Annotated in this window: 25 protein-coding genes and 2 pseudogenes; 17 read left to right on the forward strand and 10 right to left on the reverse strand. The window is 23.7% G+C overall.

What is annotated here, in order from left to right:
- The first annotated feature begins 26 nt into the window (after window positions 1-26).
- The 3 genes from ACXUB0_RS07320 (at window position 27) to ACXUB0_RS07330 (ending at window position 3,472) form a co-directional block, all read left to right on the forward strand.
- Window positions 27-986 (forward strand): hypothetical protein, encoded by a 960-nt coding sequence (locus tag ACXUB0_RS07320; RefSeq protein ID WP_458258266.1) that lies wholly within the window; start codon window positions 27-29, stop codon window positions 984-986.
- Window positions 987-1,215: 229 nt separating this feature from the next.
- Window positions 1,216-3,222 (forward strand): transketolase, encoded by a 2,007-nt coding sequence (tkt, locus tag ACXUB0_RS07325; RefSeq protein ID WP_458258267.1) that lies wholly within the window; start codon window positions 1,216-1,218, stop codon window positions 3,220-3,222.
- Between the two features lie 13 nt (window positions 3,223-3,235).
- Window positions 3,236-3,472: a YneF family protein gene (locus ACXUB0_RS07330; RefSeq protein WP_252319938.1), complete on the forward strand. Its 237-nt coding sequence runs from the start codon at window positions 3,236-3,238 to the stop codon at window positions 3,470-3,472.
- Window positions 3,473-3,612: 140 nt separating this feature from the next.
- On the opposite strand, the gene ACXUB0_RS07335 is transcribed toward ACXUB0_RS07330, so the two are convergent.
- From ACXUB0_RS07335 to ACXUB0_RS07370, 8 genes are all read right to left on the reverse strand, one after another.
- Entirely contained in the window at window positions 3,613-3,975 is a 363-nt protein-coding gene (locus ACXUB0_RS07335; RefSeq protein ID WP_458258268.1) for a hypothetical protein, read from the reverse strand.
- A 75-nt stretch (window positions 3,976-4,050) separates the two neighbouring features.
- Window positions 4,051-4,482 (reverse strand): ankyrin repeat domain-containing protein, encoded by a 432-nt coding sequence (locus ACXUB0_RS07340; protein WP_458258269.1) that lies wholly within the window; start codon window positions 4,480-4,482, stop codon window positions 4,051-4,053.
- Window positions 4,483-4,692: 210 nt separating this feature from the next.
- A complete protein-coding gene (gene rpsO / locus ACXUB0_RS07345) occupies window positions 4,693-4,959 on the reverse strand; it encodes a 30S ribosomal protein S15 (RefSeq protein WP_252319942.1) in 267 nt (88 codons plus the stop codon).
- 192 nt (window positions 4,960-5,151) lie between these two features.
- Window positions 5,152-5,841, reverse strand: a complete 690-nt coding sequence (plsY, locus tag ACXUB0_RS07350) for a glycerol-3-phosphate 1-O-acyltransferase PlsY (RefSeq protein ID WP_458258270.1) — start codon at window positions 5,839-5,841, stop codon at window positions 5,152-5,154.
- Window positions 5,842-5,883: 42 nt separating this feature from the next.
- A complete protein-coding gene (locus ACXUB0_RS07355; RefSeq protein ID WP_281748102.1) occupies window positions 5,884-6,189 on the reverse strand; it encodes a SemiSWEET family sugar transporter in 306 nt (101 codons plus the stop codon).
- Complete coding sequence (locus ACXUB0_RS07360) at window positions 6,182-6,472, reverse strand: SemiSWEET family sugar transporter (protein WP_174481052.1); 291 nt, start codon at window positions 6,470-6,472, stop codon at window positions 6,182-6,184. Before ACXUB0_RS07360 ends, ACXUB0_RS07355 begins: the two co-directional genes overlap by 8 nt.
- Window positions 6,473-6,708: 236 nt before the next feature.
- Complete coding sequence (locus ACXUB0_RS07365; RefSeq protein ID WP_458258271.1) at window positions 6,709-6,831, reverse strand: hypothetical protein; 123 nt, start codon at window positions 6,829-6,831, stop codon at window positions 6,709-6,711.
- Between the two features lie 142 nt (window positions 6,832-6,973).
- Window positions 6,974-8,095, reverse strand: a complete 1,122-nt coding sequence (locus tag ACXUB0_RS07370; RefSeq protein ID WP_458258272.1) for an Mbov_0401 family ICE element transposase-like protein — start codon at window positions 8,093-8,095, stop codon at window positions 6,974-6,976.
- A 123-nt stretch (window positions 8,096-8,218) separates the two neighbouring features.
- On the opposite strand from ACXUB0_RS07370, the gene ACXUB0_RS07375 reads away from it, so the two are divergent.
- The 7 genes and pseudogenes from ACXUB0_RS07375 to ACXUB0_RS07405 all read left to right on the forward strand — a co-directional run.
- Window positions 8,219-8,584, forward strand: a complete 366-nt coding sequence (locus tag ACXUB0_RS07375) for a hypothetical protein (protein ID WP_458257906.1) — start codon at window positions 8,219-8,221, stop codon at window positions 8,582-8,584.
- A gap of 103 nt (window positions 8,585-8,687) precedes the next feature.
- Window positions 8,688-9,209 carry a hypothetical protein gene (locus ACXUB0_RS07380; RefSeq protein ID WP_458258273.1) on the forward strand — a complete coding sequence of 174 codons (522 nt, stop codon included), beginning with the start codon at window positions 8,688-8,690 and terminating at the stop codon, window positions 9,207-9,209.
- Between the two features lie 24 nt (window positions 9,210-9,233).
- The gene (locus ACXUB0_RS07385; protein WP_458258274.1) at window positions 9,234-9,443 is read left to right on the forward strand and encodes a hypothetical protein; all 210 of its coding nucleotides are present in this window, start codon (window positions 9,234-9,236) and stop codon (window positions 9,441-9,443) included.
- A 47-nt stretch (window positions 9,444-9,490) separates the two neighbouring features.
- On the forward strand, window positions 9,491-9,769 hold the full coding sequence (locus ACXUB0_RS07390) for a transposase (protein ID WP_353306568.1): 279 nt from the start codon (window positions 9,491-9,493) through the stop codon (window positions 9,767-9,769).
- A 41-nt stretch (window positions 9,770-9,810) separates the two neighbouring features.
- Window positions 9,811-9,966: a hypothetical protein gene (locus ACXUB0_RS07395; RefSeq protein ID WP_458258275.1), complete on the forward strand. Its 156-nt coding sequence runs from the start codon at window positions 9,811-9,813 to the stop codon at window positions 9,964-9,966.
- A gap of 47 nt (window positions 9,967-10,013) precedes the next feature.
- Window positions 10,014-10,403 (forward strand): annotated as a pseudogene (locus ACXUB0_RS07400) (transposase); the annotation flags it as partial.
- A gap of 235 nt (window positions 10,404-10,638) precedes the next feature.
- A pseudogene (locus ACXUB0_RS07405) lies at window positions 10,639-11,379 on the forward strand (IS256 family transposase); the annotation flags it as partial.
- Window positions 11,380-11,818: 439 nt separating this feature from the next.
- Here the strand turns inward: ACXUB0_RS07405 and ACXUB0_RS07410 are convergent.
- Window positions 11,819-12,292, reverse strand: a complete 474-nt coding sequence (locus tag ACXUB0_RS07410; RefSeq protein WP_458258276.1) for a hypothetical protein — start codon at window positions 12,290-12,292, stop codon at window positions 11,819-11,821.
- A gap of 418 nt (window positions 12,293-12,710) precedes the next feature.
- Here ACXUB0_RS07410 and ACXUB0_RS07415 point away from each other — a divergent pair, with 418 nt between their 5' ends.
- The 4 genes from ACXUB0_RS07415 (at window position 12,711) to ACXUB0_RS07430 (ending at window position 16,383) form a co-directional block, all read left to right on the forward strand.
- Window positions 12,711-13,895 (forward strand): prolipoprotein diacylglyceryl transferase, encoded by a 1,185-nt coding sequence (locus ACXUB0_RS07415; RefSeq protein ID WP_458258277.1) that lies wholly within the window; start codon window positions 12,711-12,713, stop codon window positions 13,893-13,895.
- Window positions 13,896-14,015: 120 nt separating this feature from the next.
- Window positions 14,016-14,324 (forward strand): hypothetical protein, encoded by a 309-nt coding sequence (locus tag ACXUB0_RS07420; protein ID WP_458258278.1) that lies wholly within the window; start codon window positions 14,016-14,018, stop codon window positions 14,322-14,324.
- Window positions 14,325-14,343: 19 nt separating this feature from the next.
- Window positions 14,344-15,402, forward strand: a complete 1,059-nt coding sequence (locus tag ACXUB0_RS07425) for an MSC_0882 family membrane protein (RefSeq protein WP_458258279.1) — start codon at window positions 14,344-14,346, stop codon at window positions 15,400-15,402.
- Window positions 15,403-15,453: 51 nt separating this feature from the next.
- Entirely contained in the window at window positions 15,454-16,383 is a 930-nt protein-coding gene (locus ACXUB0_RS07430) for a hypothetical protein (RefSeq protein WP_458258280.1), read from the forward strand.
- Between the two features lie 168 nt (window positions 16,384-16,551).
- Here ACXUB0_RS07430 and ACXUB0_RS07435 read toward each other — a convergent pair whose 3' ends face one another.
- Entirely contained in the window at window positions 16,552-16,950 is a 399-nt protein-coding gene (locus ACXUB0_RS07435) for a hypothetical protein (RefSeq protein WP_458258281.1), read from the reverse strand.
- 246 nt (window positions 16,951-17,196) lie between these two features.
- Here ACXUB0_RS07435 and topA point away from each other — a divergent pair, with 246 nt between their 5' ends.
- Genes topA through ribF form a run of 3 tightly spaced genes read left to right on the forward strand, consistent with a single transcriptional unit; the run spans window position 17,197 to window position 20,968 of the window.
- Window positions 17,197-19,158 (forward strand): type I DNA topoisomerase, encoded by a 1,962-nt coding sequence (gene topA, locus ACXUB0_RS07440; RefSeq protein ID WP_458258282.1) that lies wholly within the window; start codon window positions 17,197-17,199, stop codon window positions 19,156-19,158.
- Between the two features lie 9 nt (window positions 19,159-19,167).
- On the forward strand, window positions 19,168-20,091 hold the full coding sequence (gene truB / locus ACXUB0_RS07445; protein WP_252320746.1) for a tRNA pseudouridine(55) synthase TruB: 924 nt from the start codon (window positions 19,168-19,170) through the stop codon (window positions 20,089-20,091).
- Window positions 20,084-20,968 carry a riboflavin biosynthesis protein RibF gene (ribF, locus tag ACXUB0_RS07450; protein WP_458258283.1) on the forward strand — a complete coding sequence of 295 codons (885 nt, stop codon included), beginning with the start codon at window positions 20,084-20,086 and terminating at the stop codon, window positions 20,966-20,968. Before truB ends, ribF begins: the two co-directional genes overlap by 8 nt.
- The last annotated feature ends 135 nt before the right edge of the window (window positions 20,969-21,103 follow it).

Here is a 21,103-nt window from a genome sequence, read left to right on the forward strand (position 1 = left end):
ATAAAAAACAAACACCAGTATTTACAATGGAACAAATAAGAACATTCACACTTGAACAAATGGAACAACTTGCAATTGATCCAAATCTTATTGCTGAAGCGATGAGATTATCAGAAGAAGAACAAGTGGAACTGGCAAAAAAATTATCGTTAGAAAAAGAAAAACAATCTGACATAATAGTAAAAGAATTTAAAGAAACATCAATGTCCTCATCACAAACATTTAAAGTAGAGACAGAAGTAAAATTAGTTACTGAAGAGGAAATACTAAAACAAGGAGTAAGACCCAAAGGAAGTAAGATTATTCAACATACAAATAATAATCATCAAGAAAAGGTAATAATTTCCGAACCAACCATTTCACCATCTCTTTATGAAAGTAGTTTAGATTTACAAGCAACCAATGAAGATGATGAATTTGGTTTTGTAGTTGTTGATGAACCTTATAAAACATTACCATCAGAAGAAGTATCTGAGAAAGAGCAAGAAGATATTGATAGAGCAATTGCATTATCATTGCAAGACCAATTTAATGTAGAACAAGAGCAAGAAGATATTGATAGAGCAATTGCATTAGAGGCTTTATCATTAAAAAGACAGGAAAGAAATAATAAAGCAATTGGTTTATATTTAGAAGAACAAGAAGAACTTGAAAAATCAGCAAAAACACAATCAAATTTAATGCAAGTAATCAAAAAATCTGAAATAGAAGAAATTAAAGTTTTAGAACAACAAAAAATAAATATAATTTTAAATTTCTTAATTAAATTAGTAACTTTTGGAAAAATTAATAAAAATAAGAAAATTGAAATAGAAATTAGTCAAAAATGAAAAAAAATATCAGAATCATGTAGTAAAAAACCAAAAACAAATCCAACATTATTTTCAAAATCATCTGGAAAAGATTTTAATAAACAACAAGTAAACAATGAATCAGCAAACCTACCATTAATAAACTTAAATAAACCAAGAACATCACAAATGTAAAATATTAAGAAAAGAGTTATCTTATTTAAGATGAAATATTATTTTTTTTATCTTGGGGTGACCTTTTCTTTTTTAATTTGTTCAAAGATTCAATTTAGTTAAAATAAAATTATATTTTTTGTCATTATTATTTATACTTTTTTAATTATTTTTAAAAAATTACCTATTTTATTAAGAATATTGTTAATATTATATTAAATAATAACTATTAAAAATTTAAGGAGAAATTATGGAAAATAAAATTAATTTAGATAAATTAACTATTAATTCAATTCGTATGTTAGGAGTACAAGCAGTTAATGCTGCTAAAAGTGGCCATCCTGGTATTGTTTTAGGTGCTTCACCAATGACTTTTTCTTTATTTAAAAATCATTTATCTTTTAATCCAAAAAATCCAAAATGATTTAATCGTGATCGATTTGTTTTATCAGCAGGTCATGGTAGTGCTTTATTATATTCAATATTACATCATGCTGGTTATAAATATACAATCAATGATATAAAACAATTCCGTCAATTAAATAGTAATACACCTGGTCATCCCGAATATCATTTAGACTATGGAGTAGAGACGGCTACTGGACCATTAGGTCAGGGTATCGCTAATGCTGTTGGAATGGCGCTTACTGAGAGTTTTCTTAGTGCTAAATATAATCAAAAAGATCTTAATATTATTGAACATTATACATATGCAATTTGTGGTGATGGTGATTTACAAGAAGGTATTGCACAAGAAGCACTTAGTTTTGCTGGACATTTTAAATTAAATAAACTAATTATTTTATATGATTCAAATGATGTTCAATTAGATTCATCTGTTAAATTAGTATATTCAGAAAATTTAAAAATGCGTCTTCAAGCATTAGAGTGAAATTATTTAAAAGTTGAAGATGGTGAAGATGATAAACTTATTTCTGAAGCTATTAAAAAAGCAAAAGTTAGTGATAAACCAACTTTAATTGAAATTAAAACTATAATTGGTTATGGGGCTAGTAAAAAAGGAACACCGAGTGTTCATGGCTCTCCTTTAATGGAAGATATTAAAACAGTTGCTAAAAATTTAAACTGAGAATATCCTGAATTTACTGTTCCAGAAGAAGTAAGTACTTACTTCACACAAACAGCACTTAATCATGGTTCTAAAATAGAATTAGTTTGAAATCAAAAAGTTGAAAAATATGCAAAATTATATCCAAAATTGTATAAAGAAATTAAATCAGCATTGAAAAATGAAATTTTTAATGAAGATTATCAATTAAATAAAATTGATTGAACTTCAATTATTGGGGTAAATCCACAAGCAACAAGAGTAGACTCTGGTAATATTTTAAAACTTTTATCAGCTCATTGTCCAACATTAATTGGTGGTAGTGCTGATTTAGCTGGCTCAACTAAAGCATTAGTAACAGACAAAGACTTTCTACCTCTTGATCATTCAGGAAGACATATTCATTATGGAGTAAGAGAATTTGCAATGGGCGCTATTGTTAACGGTATGACGTTACATCAAGGCACAATTCCTTTTGGTTCTACTTTTCTTGTGTTTAGTGATTATCTAAAACCTGCATTACGATTAGCAGCTTTAATGTCAATTCCATCTTTGTTTATTTTTAGTCATGATAGTATCGCAGTTGGCGAAGATGGTCCTACCCATGAACCAGTTGAACAACTAACAATGTTAAGAACTATTCCTAATTTTAATGTAATTCGCCCCGCTGATACAAAAGAAACAATTGGTGCATATTTAATGGCATTATCTAGTAAAACTAACCCTAGTGCTATTATTATTACTAGACAAAATTTACCACAACTTGCAAATAGTAATATTGAGGCAGTTCAAAAAGGTGCTTATATTATTAGTAAAGAGAATAGTAGTAAAGCTTTAGATTTAATTATTATTGCTACCGGTAGTGAAGTTTCATTAGCTATTGCTAGTCAAGAACAACTATGAAACGATCAAAAACTTAATGTTCGTGTAGTTTCAATGCCTTCTACTTTTATTTTTGATAAACAAGATAAAACATATCAAAATAAAATTTTACCTAATGATATTATAAAAGTTGCTATTGAAATGGGTTCTAAAGATAGTTGATATAAATATGTTGTAGGTAATGGCTTTGTTATTGGCGTAAGTACTTTTGGTATTTCTGCTCCTGATAAGGTAGTACTAGAAAAATATGGCTTTACATCAAATCAAGTGTGTGATAAACTTAATAAGTTTTTAAACAATAAGTAAGGAGAAATTAATAATGATGGTTTGGTGAGCAGTATTAATCATTGGCATTGCTAGTGCGTTAATTGGTGGATTAGTTGGTTTTATTGTTACTAAGAAGATTTTCGAAAAACAATTACAGAAAAATCCTCCTATTAATGAAAATATGATTCGTGCAATGTATTTACAAATGGGGCGTAAACCTACTGAATCTCAAATTAAATCAGTAATGCAAGCAATGAAACGTCAACAAAGTACTACTAAAAAACGATAATTTTTATTAAATATAAGTTGTAAAATAGTTACCATAATGGTAACTATTTTTATTCATTATATTTGTGATAAATTTAATGTTTTATATATCCACTTGTTGATGACTTATTTTGTGGATAATTTTCTTCATTTAATTCTTGTTTAATTTTTTTTCTGTCATTTTTTTTCTTTTTCTTTATTAGTATTTAATTTATTAATGTTACATTTAAATATTTTCTTTATTTTTTGTTCAATTTTTAAAATTCTTTTCTTATCAATTTTTAATCCAATTAATATTAAATTTTCTTTTATATTTTTTACTGAATTATTTGTATTTAAATGTATTAATATATTATCTTTAATATCATGAAATAATGAGTTATTTGAAAATTCTGGTCTGTATTTAATAATTTCTACTTTTGCCTTATTTGTAATATATTCTTCATATTCTTGATAAAATATGTTTTCTAATATATTTTTTATGTTTTTATCATAAAATAAACTATTATTAATAATGATTGTCAAAGCTGTATCACGATTTTGATTTATGAAATGAATATTTGCATTATTTATTAGTAAATAAAGTATTAACTATTTGTGCTAGTCCATTTTAGCAGCTAAATGCAAGGCTGTATCACCATTTTGGTTTGCGTGGTTGATATTAGCCCCATTTTCTATTAAAACATTAATTATACTTAAATAACCTTTTTTAGTAGATATTATTAGTGCTATATCACCATTTTGGTTTGCGTGGTTGATATTAGCCCCATTTTCTATTAAAATTTTAATGGAATCTATAAGTTGATAATAGTGACTTGCTACTATTAAAGGACTATCACCATTTTCGTTTGTATAATTTATATTAGTATTTTTTTCTATTAAATTATTGATCTCTTTTTTTATTTCAGAACTAATTTTTTCTTCTTTAATTATATAATCCCAATAATTAAAATATGTAATATTTTGATATGAAGTGACAGAATTTAAAATAACTGATATTATTTTTTCACCATTAATATCTTTATCATTCATTATTTTGTTCCTCCTTTTTGAAATCAAAAACCCATTTATTTTAGTAAAAAATAAATGGGTTAGAAACATATAATAATTAATAATTATATTATAACACTTTTAGTATTAATTTTATTATTGTTTAAATCATTTGTAAATCTATTTCTATGTTTAATATTATTTAGATGTATATAAAAAAATCAGTATTAATAAGTAAATACTGATTTAATATTAGTTATCTTTTAGTGATAGTGCTGTTAATAATTTATTGTATGTAGCAACATCTTGTTTTTTAAAGTATTTTAAGAAACGTTTTCTGCTTGCTACCATTTTTAACAAACTTCGTTTTGCAGTAATATCTTTTTTTTGTACTTGTAGATGGGCTGTTAATTCTAAAATTCTTTTTGTTAAATTAATAATTTGAACTGCAGAAGAACCAGTATCCTTGGCATTTAAGCGAAATTTTTTAATCAATTCATCTTGTTTAATTTGTTCCATATTTGACAACTCTCCTTTAAATATAATTCGGCTTAAGCAAAGCTAATATCGGAGAGAATATTAACAATGTTAAGTCAACACGGCTATAATAATACATTAATTTTAAACATAAAACAAGTATTTTTTAAAAAAATATTTTTATTGAGTTTGTATAAAGAGATGATTTTTTATTTTTTTTCTTCATTTGCTTTTTTATTTTTTTTTATCAAAAATAGTCACTTTACGTTCAGTATGATTAAGAATTCTTTTACAATTATCTCAATGACGAATAATAATTAATATTCAAATTAGAGCCATAGTTATATTAACAATATAGTATTGAGTGTCTTGTTGGGAAAGAAAAGAATGCAATGGTATATTCGGTATTCATGATAAGATAAAAGCAAGTATCATCATTAACATTGAAGATAAAGATGACATTCTACTTAAATATAAAATAAATCATCAACTAGCAATTGTGATAACGCAATAAATAGGATTAATCATTAATAGTACTCCTAATGAAGATGCAGCTCCTTTACCACCACGAAAACCATAAAATAGTGGTCAACAGTGACCAATAATTGCAGCAAGACCAGTTGGATAAATATATGCTTGTTTAAACATTGTTTCATAATTAGGATTAGTAATATCAATAAAGGTTAAACCGTATGCAATTAAAATAGGAATAGCGGGCTTAAAACCATCAATAATTAAAATAATAGCTCCCCATTTACCACCCATAACTCGTGTTGAATTAGTAGCACCAGCATTTTTAGAGTAATAATCTCTAACATCGGTTTTAAATTTTAATTTACTAATAATAATTGAAGGTGAGATTGAGCCAATTAAATAACCAATGATAATAAAAATAAAAGTTCCTAATAGATTAATATGTGCCATTTTTTTCTCCATTCTTGTGCAAGTATTATGTTAATAAAAATTTTATTTTTTGGAAGTTAAATTGTTCTTTTTATCTTTATTATTATAATATAAATTATAAATTATTAATGTTAATAATATGATATTAATAACTGTACCAAAGGCATTTGCTGCTAGTAAGGGAATGTTTTTAATTAAACTAGCATAAATTATGAATGAAGTTAAGCCTATTTGATATATGCTATAAGAAATTAACGATAAACCTTTTGTGTTTTTAGTTTTAATTAGTTTAATAGTTTGTGGTAAAAAGGCAACTGAAATAAAAAAGGCACCTATATATCCAATAATATCAATTGCAATATTAGACATTTTTTTCCTCCTTATTTTTTTGTTTAATTAAATTGTTAACAATAATCCCAATTATTATGAAATTTAGTGTAGCAGTAATAGTTTGACAAGTAATCATGGGAATATCATTACGAAGTATGCCAAATATTAAAAAAGTAAGACCCCCCAGTTGATAGATACTATATGAAAAAATAGAAAGACCTGAAGTATTTCTTGTTTTAATTAGTTTAATAGTTTGTGGTAAGAATGCCAAAGGAATACAAATGGCTGCAAGATACCCCAATATTTCTATAAAAATGTTCATTTTTTCTCCTTTTAATTAATTTAATTTATCATAATAATTATAATAAAATATTGGGACGTATTTCAAATGTGGATATAATTTAATTTTCTTTAAATAAAAGATAAAATAAATTATTAATTTTTATAATAATTATAACACATTAATTAAAAAAAATAAAGTATTTTGTGTCACATTTTTATTAATATAATTTAAAAATTCCTAACTATTTAGGTTTAGATTTATTAAATTTTATAAATTTAAACAAACACTTTTAATTTATTAATCCTTGCTTGTTTTAATTTTAATAAATTAAAAAATGCTTCTTTTGAATAAATTTTTGCATTATTATTATTAGAACCTGTTTGGAATCTTTTAAACATAATTAAACTAAAAAAGGGAATAATTATTTCTAACCTGACAGTTAATTAACATTTTATTTTCTTTGTCATTTTTTTGTTAAAAAGATTTTATCATTTGACAACTTATCGATTAAAAATTTATTTTTCAACTATAAAATAACATTTATGATATTAATTTAATCAAAAATAAGTTAAAAAAGATCCTAAACAGGTTCTTAGATATAGATTTTATTAAATGATAAACATCACTTTCAGCACTACAACCTATATTTCAAATAGCATTTTGATTTCTAATACCTTCTTTATTATTTTTAAAATATTCATATATTTTTTCATCAGCATTATTTTCTTTTAAATAATCTAATAATTTATAATAACAACCATTTAAAAATAATTCATAATAAGCATAATTTAATTTTTTATTATTTTCTTTTGTTCTTTTACCTTTTCCTACAATAAATACTTGTTTTAATTTTTGTAATGGATGTCATTTATCTACAGCATAATCAATTTTTAAATAATTAGCAGTAGATTTAAGATAAGTTGCACCATCACCAGTTAATTTTAAATTTTCATTAGTATAACCAATAAAAATATTATCTAAATTAGTTATTATTGATTTACCAAATTCTTTTTTAGTAATTCTTTGACCTTTTCTAGTTGAAATAACAAAAATATATTTATTTTCTAAAACATGTCTATTATCAGTAGATTTATTTAAATCAAAACCTAAACTAATACTTACCGTTCTGTGTCTAAATTTTCTTTTTTGCTTATTATCAATTAAATTATTATATGATTCATCTGATTGTATATAAATATAATCAGTTGGTAATATTTGTCTTTTTTCTTTTGGTAATTCTTGAACAAATATAATAGTTTCTTTTAATCTTCTACAAATAGTTGATAAAGATATATTTATTTTTAAATTATGTTTAATTATAGGATATGTAATATTATTAAAATCAGCATTAATTATTATTAATTTATTAACTCAATTTGTATAATTTTTATATTTATCAATATCAATATATATTCTTGTTGGAGTTATAATTTCATTTGTTAATTTATTTTTATATGTTCTTAATGGTAAATAAGATATTCCAAATTCACTTTTTATTAAATGTTTTCTACGTTTTATTAATTTATATTTATTTCTATCATATTCATTTAAAAATCAATTATTATCATATTTTAATATTTTATTATCATAATCTAATAACATTTGTTTTTCATGATTAATTTTATGTTGATAGTTGTCAAGTTTTTCAGATAGTAAAATCATAATGCTTTTTCCTTTCTAAATACATGACTTTAAGTATAACAATAATTAACTGGTGAGTGTTGTAGTATACTTTAGTTAAAATGTTATAATTAGTATATAAATATTGAATATAGGTGATATAATATGCCAGCAAAAAGAAAAGAATTAGGTAATTATGATGTTACAATTAGTAATTATTTAAGAACTAAAAATAAAACATTAACACCACAAGGATTAAATAATGCACTTGGAATTGATAGAAAATTTATATTTGATTGCCGACGCAGAAGCAGTCCATGACAACGTAATTTTTTAAAAAGTTATGATAAAGCACGTAGTATTATTTCAACTCATATGTTAGAAAAAGCATTAGTAAAACCAGAATTAATTTATCAACATTGATTAAAATCTCATCCTAATGAATTTGATATTAATGAAGATGATAATACTACTCAAAGTAATATAATTATTAATATTTGTGAACCAAGAAAAATAGAAAATAATGATTAAAAACCTATAATAAATATAGGTTTTTTTCTTTATTTTAAAGGGAAAAAATGATATAATTAATATTAAGGAAACAGTAGCCATTCTGTGAGAATAGGAGTTAAATATGGAAAACTTTAACTGAGATAAAAATAAAAATTATAATAGTGAAGAATTAGAAAGTTTATTAGAACAACACCGAAATTTTGTTTATAAAACTACTAAGACTGAATTAGAACCTAAATTAAGTGAATATGAAATAAAAATAAAAGAATATGAAAATAAAGTTAATGAATATCAAGAAAAAGAATTGTTTAATGGTTTTAATGATAAACAATTAAAAATAGTTAAATCATTAATTAATACTGAATATAAAGACCTTGATAAACATTCCGCTTTAAATAAAATAAAAGAAGATTATGCAAAAATATTTAATAATAATTTACATAATAAAGAAATTAAAAAACAAGAAATTATTAAAAATGAAGAATCTAAACAAGAGTTTTTTAATCCAAAAACACTTTTTGAATTAGATAATAATATTACATCTAAAAATGAAGAATTATTAAAAAATACAGAAGTTGTTGGTGCAAAAACTAAACAAGAAATGATTAAATTTTTAGAATTTTTATTTAGTAAAAATAATTAAATATTTCTCAAAAGGAGAGATATTATGGCTACTCCACAAGTTCCAACTGGTTTAATTACTGGTGGTAATAATGGAAATAAAGCAATGTTAACTGCTATGGAAGCACAAGTAAAAGGTATACTTTATAATGATGAAAGTATGATGTTTTTAAAAGCAAGTGCAGTTGCAGAACAAATAATTGAATTACCATTTACATCAGAAGCATTGGATGGGTTACACTTTATTGGACACTAATTACGTAGACAAGTGAACAAATTAGTGAAAAGAAAGGAAGTATAATTATGGCCAATATTAACTCATATTCAGATGAATTTAAAAAACAAATAGTAGCTTTATATCAAAGCGGTAAGTCAGTGTCTTGTCTTGCTAAAGAGTACAATGTTACAAGAGCAGCTACTTATAATTGAATTAAGCAATTTACTAATTCAGGTAGTTTTAAAACTAAAGATAATCGTTCTGTTGAAGAAAATGAATTAATTAAATTAAGAAAAGAATTAAAACAATTAAGAATGGAAAATGATATTTTAAAGCAAGCAGCACTAATAATAGGCAGAAAGTAGAAATTATTGCTAAAAATAAAGTTAAATATAAAATTCGCACAATGTGTCGTTTTTTGAAAATATCTAAATCAACATATTATTTTAACTTAAAGAAAAAAGAAAATAAAATCAAAAATAATATGTATGATGAAGCTGTTATTAGTGCTTTTAAAGAAAATAAGGTAATGTTTAGTAATCTGTGTAACTTACAAAAATAACTATGTTTAATTAATTCTATAATAAACCTAGAAAGAGTGAATTACAGATGGCTAAAAAGCAAAATATTAATAATAATGATCCAATATCAAAAGCAGTAGATTTATTATTAGAAAATACTGAAGATTTAACAACAGTTTTTAAAGAGGGAGGTTTGTATAAAGAATTAACAAAAAGATTAGTAGAAAAAATGTTGAATTCTGAGATGCAAAATTATTTAGGATATGATAAGAATCAACATAGTAATAGTGACAATGCTCGTAATGGTATAAGTTCAAAAAAATTAATAACTCAACAAGGTAAAATTGAGATTGATGTACCACGAGATCGCAATAGTAATTTTAATCCTGTAATAATTGCAAAAAGACAAAGAAGATTTGATGGTTTTGATCAACAAGTTCTTTCTTTATATGCAAAAGGTATGACATTATCAGATATTAGAACCTGTTTAGGATCTTTTTTAACTTATTTTTGATTAAATTAATATCATAAATGTTATTTTATAGTTGAAAAATAAATTTTTAATCGATAAGTTGTCAAATGATAAAATCTTTTTAACAAAAAAATGACAAAGAAAATAAAATGTTAATTAACTGTCAGGTTAGAAATAATTATTCCCTTTTTTAGTTTAATTATGTTTAAAAGATTCCAAACAGGTTCTTAGAATGCAATTACAAGAGTTATATCATGGTGCTGATATTAGTGAAAGTGTTATTAGTCAAATTACTGATGATGTTATTGATGATGTAAAAGCATGGCAAAATCGACCATTAGATAGTATTTATCCGATTGTTTATTTTGATTGCATAGTAGTTAAAATACGACAAGATAAACGCATTATTAACAAATCTGTGTATATAGCTTTAGGAGTTGATTTAGAAGGTAAAAAAGATGTTTTAGGCTTATGAATTAGTGAAAATGAAGGTTCTAAATTTTGATTAGCCAATTTCACAGAAATGAAAAATCGAGGCTTAAATGATATTCTTATTGCTTGTAGTGATAATTTAACAGGAATGTCAGAAGCAATACAATCAGTTTATCCTAAAACAGAACATCAATTATGCATCGTTCATCAAATTAGAAATAGTTTGAAATATGTCTCATATAAGCATAGAAAATCTCTAGTTGCAGATTTAAAACCAATTTATACTGCATGTAGTGAAGAACAAGCAATGCAGGCTTTAGAAACATTTGAAAATAAGTGAAATAAACAATATCCTCAAATTGCTAAATCTTGATATAAAAATTGAGAAAATTTGATAGTTTTTATTAGTTATCCAACAGAAATTAAAAGAGTAATTTATACCACAAATGCTATTGAATCTGTTAATAGTCAATTACGAAAAGTTATCAGAAATAAAAAAGTTTTTCCTAATGATATGGAAGAATTGAAAATATTTTATTTAGCAATTGAAAATATAAGAACCTGTTTGGAATCTTTTAAACATAATTAAACTAAAAAAGGGAATAATTATTTCTAACCTGACAGTTAATTAACATTTTATTTTCTTTGTCATTTTTTTGTTAAAAAGATTTTATCATTTGACAACTTATCGATTAAAAATTTATTTTTCAACTATAAAATAACATTTATGATATTAATTTAATCAAAAATAAGTTAAAAAAGATCCTAAACAGGTTCTAACAAAAAAATGAACAATGCCCATTCAAAATTGAAATACAGCAATTACTCATTTTATGATAAAATTTGAAGATAGAATTAATCTTAACTAGTACTTTGTAAAACAAAGATACACAGATTTCTAAAAAGCCTCAACAAAGATTGTTTCTTTATTATCAACAGCAATACTTGTAATACCACCATCTTTTAGTTGCTCAACTAAATTAAAAGGATTACCCCCCAATACTTTTAAAAATCATTCCTTCTGTATTACCAGCATAAATTAAACCATTTTTAGTTGTTTTTAAAACTGTAATGTTACCTATTGCTCCATCTATTTTTTTTAATTCAGTTGTTGGACTTGAATTAGTATATACCCCTTGATTTGTTCCTATATAAATATTATTTTCTTTGTCAAAAGTCATTGCTAATAATTGATGTGAACTTAAAGTATATTTTTCAGCAAGTTGATCATTTTTAAGAATATAAACTTTTAATTCATTATTTTTTTCATTATAAGTTCCAACATAAATTGTGCCATTAGGTGTTGTAATTAGTGATTTTATTTTATAATCATAATTAAGTAAATTTATTTCTTCAAAAGATTGACCATTGTCAATTTTATAAACAATACCTTCACTATTAACGGCATAAGTTTGTTCCCCCTTAAAAGTTAAACTATTAATTTCACCAGTAGTGCCTGTCATTTTGTTAAAGCTAATTTTAGAAACATTGTTTTTATTTAAAAAGTAGTATTTTGATTGCTATTAATTATTTTATTATTTGATAATATCATCCCTAAACTTGTAACAGTGGTAATTAATAATAACAATTGTTTAAATTTCATTTTTATTCCCTCCTTTTTTTAAAAATTAAATTAAGATTTAGCAAAAATACATTATTTTTTGTATTTGTTTTTTGGTAAATCTTAATTTAAGTTTATATTTGCAAAAAATAATATACAATAAAAAAACTAAAAAAATGTGAATTACAATTACACTTTATCAAAATTATATATGTAATATGTATTGTTTGCCTTTATTTATATTGTGATTCTTAGTTAGTTATGGTATTCTATTATGGTATTCTATATTAAAAGATGGTCTTGTAAGTGAGGTGTTTGTTATGTTAAATTTAGATTTTTTTGGACCTCACGGCATTACTGATACTTATGGTGGATGGTTTCATGTTTATGCATTTGCTATTATGTCAGGTATTTTTGCTTCAATTATTGCTTCTTGAGTAAAATTTAAACGTTATCGTGTTCCTACTGATTCTTTAGCATGATCAATAATATTTATTATTCCTACTTCATTATTTGGTGCTAGTTTTCTTGGTAAGGATGATCCTGATAAGTCAATTAGTTTTTTTGAAAAATTTGCATTTTGAAAACCAGGGTTGTCTATTCATGGTGGTGTTTTATTTGGCATTATTGCTGGTGCAATTATTTTTTACTTTGTTGGTCGTAAGTATAAAATATCATTATGAATATATGGCGATTTAATTATTCCTAATATTTTATTAGGGCAGATATTAGGACGTTGAGGTAATTTCTTTAATCATGAATTACTTGGTAACGTTGTAAGTTATGATTCATTATCATGATTACCTGCTTTTATTCGTGATAATTGTTTTAAATTAATTGGTGGACCAAGTGGTAATCCCGAAATGATTAATGGTGAAATTGTTTATCGTGCACCAATATTTCTTTATGAATCAATTGCTAATTTAGGTTTATGATTAGCGATTACATTTATTGTTCCAAATCTTGGTAAATGATTTGGTAAAAAGCCATGAAAAGTAGAGCCAGATAAGTTTCAATTTCATTTTAAAGATAATTTTAAATACTGAGGAAAAATAACTTTTAATCCAAAATATTGAAATAAAGTAAATCGTGATCCAAAGCATTTGACTTGAACTAAAATGTGAAATGAAGTTTACTATTATAATCAAGTACCAAAAAATGTAGTAAATAAAGCATTAGCAGAAGTCAAACCTTCTGGTAAGAAAATTAATGATTATATAAATAAAAGCAAAAAACTTTATGAAATAAATAATCCACATCATTATCGAATGATGCATGCAGGTGTTCAAATGGGGCTTTACTTTTTTGGATGAAATTTAATTAGATTTATTTTAGAGTTACAGCGCCCACCAGAAGATTTATTTTTAATTAATCGTCCAATCCTTGATTATACAATTTTATTATTGATTACTTTCTTTGGTCTGTTTCTAGCAATATTTGCACAATTTGTTGCAGCAAAATATTTACGTAGCGAAGGATGAACATATGAAAAAGAATATTATTAATATTCTTTTTTATTATTAAAATAATCATTATAACAGAAAATAAGCTATTAAATAGATAATATTAATTATATTTGCTGTTTTTGTTATAATATTTATATACTAATATATGAGGTGAAATTAGTGTTAGCAGTAGTAAGTGATGATAGTAGTACTAATACCATTAAGTTTTTAGGTTTTGAGATTCCAATTACTGCTTTTTTATATTCAATGGGTGGGTTAGCACTTTTGATTTTTCTGTTATTATTATCAATTTTATTAATAATGTATTTACGCAAAAGGATTTCTATTAAAGGATACTTAAGTTTAGAAGAAAAAGATTATCAATTTGAAGATAAAATTTTGGAAATTGAACATGAAATTGCCAAATTACAAAGAAAATTTTATTCAAGTAAACATATTTCTAAAAAGACAAAAAAATATTTTAACTAATTAAATGTAGGTGATGTATATGTCTAAAATAAAATTTAAATTATTTGATAAATTTTTTTCACAAAAAAATAGGTTATCAAATAAAGAAGGTTATCAAAAATCAACTAATAATAACACTTATTTTAGCAATGTTGTACCACCAATTAATAAAAATAAAGAAAATATTCATAATTCTGATTTTAATGAAAATGATTATAATGAAAAAAAATATGATGGTAAAAATATACAAGTTACTAGTTCTTATATAATACCTTTACAAGAAAAAAAGACAGTGCCGATCAATGAAAACTTTACTAAAGAAAAAGATATGTATTATGATCAACCACAAACATTTAATACTATGGAAATAGTTAGTTATAAAAATAGTTTTAAAATTCCAAAACCAATTAGCAGAGAAATTAAATCAGAGAAGCTAAAACAATTGATTTTATTATTTATTGGTGTTATGACATTAATTATTGCTTCAACTTTTATTGGTTTATATTTTGGTATGATTAACATAAAAATTATTCCTCATCCTGTAATTACTATTCCATTAGCAATTATTGCTCTTACTATTATTTTGATTAATATTATTGAATTTGTGACATTAAGAAGAGAAGTGGATTTATATATTGAAAGAACACTAAAAGGATCGCTATTACCTCCTAATTTTATAATTAGAAATTATCGTAAAATTCATGCTAACTTGATAATTGTTAATTGAATAAGTATTAGTAGTTATATTGTTCTTGGTATTATTATTGGCATTATGTTTTTGATTAGTGGTCAGAAATTAACTTTTATTATTCAAAAATGAACAGTTAATGTTCCTGATATTATTAAAGATGCAATAACATTAACAATTATTTTAGGTGTTATTTTCTTTATTCATATGATTAATATTGTTATTTTTAAATTTCGTAAACGTAATATTATAAGTTATTATGGCTATGAAATTATTAATCCACAAGAGTTAAATCAATACAAAAAAAAGATAAATAGAATATGTATGATTATTACTATTGGTTTTACTGCTTTAATATTTTTTGCAATTGTTATTCCAATATTTGTATTAAAAAGAAGAAAGAAAAAGTAGTTATTATTTATAATATATATATGTAATAATCATTTTTATAAGGTGTTAATTATGTCAAAAAATTTAAATAAATGAGGAAGAGAAACAATTACCTTCAATGAATTCCAAAATAAAAAATGTCAATTTAAAAGTTGTGAAGAAAATATTTTTAGTCATAGTTTAGATTTAAATTATTTTAAAAAAATGATTTTTGAACATTTAACAAATTTAAATAAATTAGAACAAAATAAAGAGTTATTTAAATTTAGTAACTCTATATATGCATCTGATTTTTGCAAAAATCATTTATTTGAAATATATTTTTCTTATTTAACTAAACTTAAGATTATTGATTTTTTAATTCCTCGTTCAAATAAAATAATAGAGTCATGATTTTTTGATTTTTTAATATATAATCAAACTAATGATGAATGATTAAGATGTTACCATGATAATAAAGGTATTGACATTTTAAAACCTAGTTTGATAAAAATAATTCCTGATGATTTTTTTCAAATAAATAATAGTGAAATTAAGTGATTTAATGACTCTAATCATTATTTAGGAATTCCTATTAAAATAAGAAAGAATTATATTTTAAAAGAATATATAGGTACTACAAAAGAACAAGGTAAATTAAATGGCCCAGATTTTATTTTAGAAAATATAAATAATAAAAAAACATTAGGACTTGAAATTGTTGAATTAAATCCTGTGTTGTTTGTTTTTCCTAATGGAGTAAGAGATTTTGAAAAAGTTGGTAAAAAGTTAGAAAAACAAATTAATGAACAAAAAGGTGGAAATTTTTATAGAAATTGAATTAATTTAATTAAAATAGTTGAAGATAAAATTAATAAGTGAAAAAAATTTCAAAAAACTGATGAAAAGGCAATTGGAATAATATTAAATAATTGAGTTCCCGATATTTGATATTATATTTTTGAAATATCTTTAAAATTTTCCAAATTTAATAATGAAATTGATTATTTTTTTATTCTTTAAAACAAAATTATTTTTTTTATTTTGAAATGATTATTTTAGTAAATTTATTTTTTATGAAAGCAATAAAAGAATTTTAGAAAACAATTATTAGTAGATGAAATTAATGATTATAGATTGACATATTATAATAAAAGTTACCATTAGGTAACTTTTATTATAATTAAATTTTTAAATATGATTACTTCCATAAGAAGGTAAATCAATTATTGCTCATTCATCTTCATCATTTATTGCTTCTTTTGCATCATCTAACATATCATATTCTTCTTCAACATTTTTGCTATTGTTATTATCTAATGTCATATTATATTCATATTTACTTATATTACTTGATTGATTTGTTAGATTCTTTGAGTTTAATGTAGTTTTCTTTTCATCATTTTTTTGTATTACTTTTATATTTAATTCTTGTTTTTTATTTTTGTAAAAATTTCATGAATAGTAACCAATTCCACCAGCAAGACACACTAGTCCCACTGTAAGAAGATTATTTGGAAGTATTGATTGTAATAAATTAGAAAGTATTTCAGAATTAATTTCGCTCTCATTTGTGTTTAAGAATTTCATTTTTATGTTCCTTTCAAATCAAAATAAAAACCTATTTATTTACAAAAATAAATAGGATAAAAACTTATATTAAATTTTTACTAAATAAATATAGCATAATTTATATATTAATTGTTAATAAGTTATTTAAAATTTTTATAAAAAAGCATATATCCAAAAAAATATTGACTTTCGCGTTAAAGTTATATATATTACAAAATAGTATTTGAATAAAGCTAATAAATTATATATAGAGGAAGATATAAGATGCCATCAAAATTAGTAATCATGGAATCTCCAGTTAAAAGTAAAGCAGTACAATCATATTTAGGTAATGATTATTTAGTGTTATCTTCGGATGGACACATTCGTAATTTAGCAATTAAAGGTCAATATGGTTTGGGAATTGATTTAGAAACTTTTGAACCAATTTACAAAATTGATCGCAAAAAAATGCCAAAGGTAAAAGAATTAAAAAGTAAATTAAAAAGTATTACTCATGTTTATCTAGCAACCGATCATGATCGTGAAGGAGAAGCAATTGCTTATCATTTAGATCAAGTATTAGCAACAAGTAATATATCATCACGAATAACTTTTAATGAAATTACTAAAGATGCAATTTTAACAGCATTTAAATCTCCACATAGTATTGATTTACCATTAGTTCGTAGTCAAGAAGCAAGAAGAATGGTTGATCGTATCATTGGTTTTCGCTTAAGTAATCTATTACAAAAGAAGATCGGTTCACGTAGTGCAGGGAGAGTACAATCAGTAGCATTAAAATTAATAGCAACAAGAGAACGTGAAATTACTAATTTTATTAGCAAAGAATTTTGAACAATTAATAGTACTTATCAAAAAAAAATAATATTAAATTGTGAAAAATATAAAGAAGAACTGTTAGTTATTAATAATGAACAAGAAGCAGTTGCTATTAAAAATGCATTAAGTGATAGTTATCAAGTAATTTCTGTTACTGAACAAAATCGTAAGCGTAATTCATTAAATCCATTTACTACTAGTAGTTTATTACAAGCAGCATCAACACAATTAAATTTTAGTACTGCTAAAACAACGCTTATTGCTCAGCAATTGTATGAAGGAATTGATGTTAATGGAACACTTACTGGATTTATTAGTTATCCTCGTACTGATTCAATACGTTTAAATGATAAATTTATTGAAAATGCCAAAACATTAATTGTTAATGAATATGGTGAACAATATCTTGGGCAGAAGAAAGAACAGACTAATAAAAAAAATGTGCAAGATGCTCATGAAGCAATCAGACCAACTGATTTAACAATGAATAATAAACGTGCTATTGATTTTTTAAATAAAGATCAATTAAAACTTTATAATTTAATTTATTTTCGTGCCCTTAGTTCATTAATGGCACCAGCGCAATTAATTAGTACTACTGTCTTATTTAAAAATAATGATTATCAATTTCGTTTAACAGGACAACAAATCAAGTTTAAAGGATTTTTAATGCTTGATGTAGAAAGTCTTGAAAATGAAGAACTTTTAGTTTTACCAAAATTTGAAAAAAATCAAATTATTAAAGTTGAGTCAGTAAATTTACAGCAACACTTTACTAAACCAAAACCAAGATACACAGAAGCTAAATTAATTAAAACATTAGAAGAACTAGGAATTGGTCGACCATCGACTTATAATCCAATTATGAACACTATTAAAGAACGCGGTTATGTTATTATTGAAAATAAGTCTTTTAAAGCTACTGAGAAAGGTCTTTTAACTAATGATAAACTTCAAGAGTTTTTTTATGATATTATTAATGAGACATATACTTCACAAGTTGAAACTCAATTAGATCAAATTGCTCATGGTAATTTTGATATGCATCAAGTGGTAAAAGACTTTTGAGTTAAGTTTGAACCAAGGATTGATGATGCTTTTGATAAAATGACTGAGTTTAAAATTAAACCGGTTTTATTAGATCAAGATTGTCCACTTTGTGGTGCCCCACTTGTGCAAAGAACAGGAAGATATGGTAAATTTAACGGTTGTTCAGCATTTCCAAAATGTCGATATATTCAAAAACAATTAGAAAAAATTAAACCTTGTTTAGTATGTACAGATGGTTGAATGGTTGTTAAATCTTCAAAACAAAATCGAAAATTTTTAGGATGTACTAATTATCCAAATTGTAAACATGTTGAAAAGTATCAAGAAGTAACTTCTGATAAAGAAGTAAAGTAGGTGAAACGCATGTTAAAAGATTATATATTATTAATAGATAAACCTTCATTTATGACATCACAAGATTGTCTTGTTGTTATTAAAAAACGTTTGAAATTAAATAAAATTGGTCATACAGGTACGTTAGATCCTTTAGCAACAGGACTAATGGTAGTACTTGTGAATGAAGCAACCAAAATTAGTGATTTTATTTTAAAAAGTGATAAAGTTTACATTGCAAAAATGCAACTATTTTTAAAAACCGACACCGGCGATATTACTGGTAAAATTATTGAATCAAAACCACATCTTGATTTAAAAGAATCAGAAATTGTTAAAGCACTTGAATTTTATAATAATCGTCAATATGAGCAAATAATTCCTGCTTATGCAGCAGTTAAAATTAATGGTAAAAAACTTTATGAATATGCTCGTGAGAATATTCCTGTTGAATTACCAAAACGTAAGGTTTATATTAAATCTTTAAAATTAATTAGTTTTAATAATGATTTAGTTACTTTTGAAGTAGTATGTTCAAAAGGAACTTATGTTCGAGCTTTGGTTACTGACATTGCTAGAATTTTACATACATCAGCAACTTTAACTTATTTGAGAAGAATTCATCAATCGGGTTTTGATTTAAGTAATGCCCTAAATTTAGATGTTATTAATGAAGAAACAGTTAGTAAAAATCATATTAGTATTTATGATGGTGTTAAAAATATTATGCCAGCGATTGTTGTTGATAATAGTAAAAGTGTTATTGATGGTAAACCCTTAGTTATTGATAGCACTAATGAGCCATATGTTTTAGTTGTTAATTCTGAACATTTGCCATTAGCTATTTATCGTAATCAAAAAAATAATTTATACGTAAGCCAACGAGGTTTTAAATGTAATGAAGATATTAAAATTGAAAAATCTAAATATTCAAAATCAAAAATTGATGTCTAAACCAATTATTGCTTGTTGAGGTTTTTTTGATGGTATTCATCAAGGTCATCAAGCCCTATTTAAACAATTATTAGTTAATTCAACAATAAATAATTATCAAACATGTATTATTAGTTTTGATAGAAAACCACAAAGTGTAATTAGTAATAAAAATAATGAGGTTTTATTAAGTAATGAAGATAAAATTAAAACAATTGCTAAATACAATTTTGATTATTATTGGGAAATTAAGTTTAGTAAAGAAATAGCAACACTTTCACCAGAGCAATTTATTTCGTGATTATTGACAAATAATGTTAAAGCAGTAGTTGTTAACCCAAATATTAGGTTTGGTTATCAAGGGCAAGGTAATATTAAAACATTACAACAATCTTCATTACAAGTTTATCTTTGTAATGATATTATTATTAATAATAACAAAGTTTCTTCAACTTATATTAAACAACTTTTACAAAATAAAGATATTAGTAGTGCTAATCTTTGTTTACAACAAGAGCCATATACAATTAGTGGTAAAGTAGTTCATGGTATTAAAGAGGCTAGAACGATTAATTTTCCAACTGCTAATTTATCGTTATTAACAAACTATGCATTACCGGGTCTTGCTACTTATATTACGCTTACTGAAGTAGATAATAGATGATATCAAAGTATGACAGTAATTATGTTACGTAATAATAAGCCGTTAGTTGAAACTTACTTATTAAACTTTAATCAAGATTTATATGGAAAAATCATTAAAGTTAGATTTTTAGATTTTCTTCGTGATAATTTAAAGTTTACTAATTTAGATGATTTAAAAAAACAAGTCGATAAAGATTTAATAGAAACAATTAAATATTTTGCTAATTCTAGTACTAAATTATTAAAGCCATAATAATTGTGATATTCTTTATATTTACAATAATTATTAACATTATAAATACTATTTATTAAAAACTATTTCCAATAAAATTTAATTTTATTGTATATGCTAATGAAAAATAAAAAAGAAAAAAGGGAGTAAATAAAT

The sequence above is a fragment of the Spiroplasma endosymbiont of Dactylopius coccus genome, from assembly GCF_977110965.1.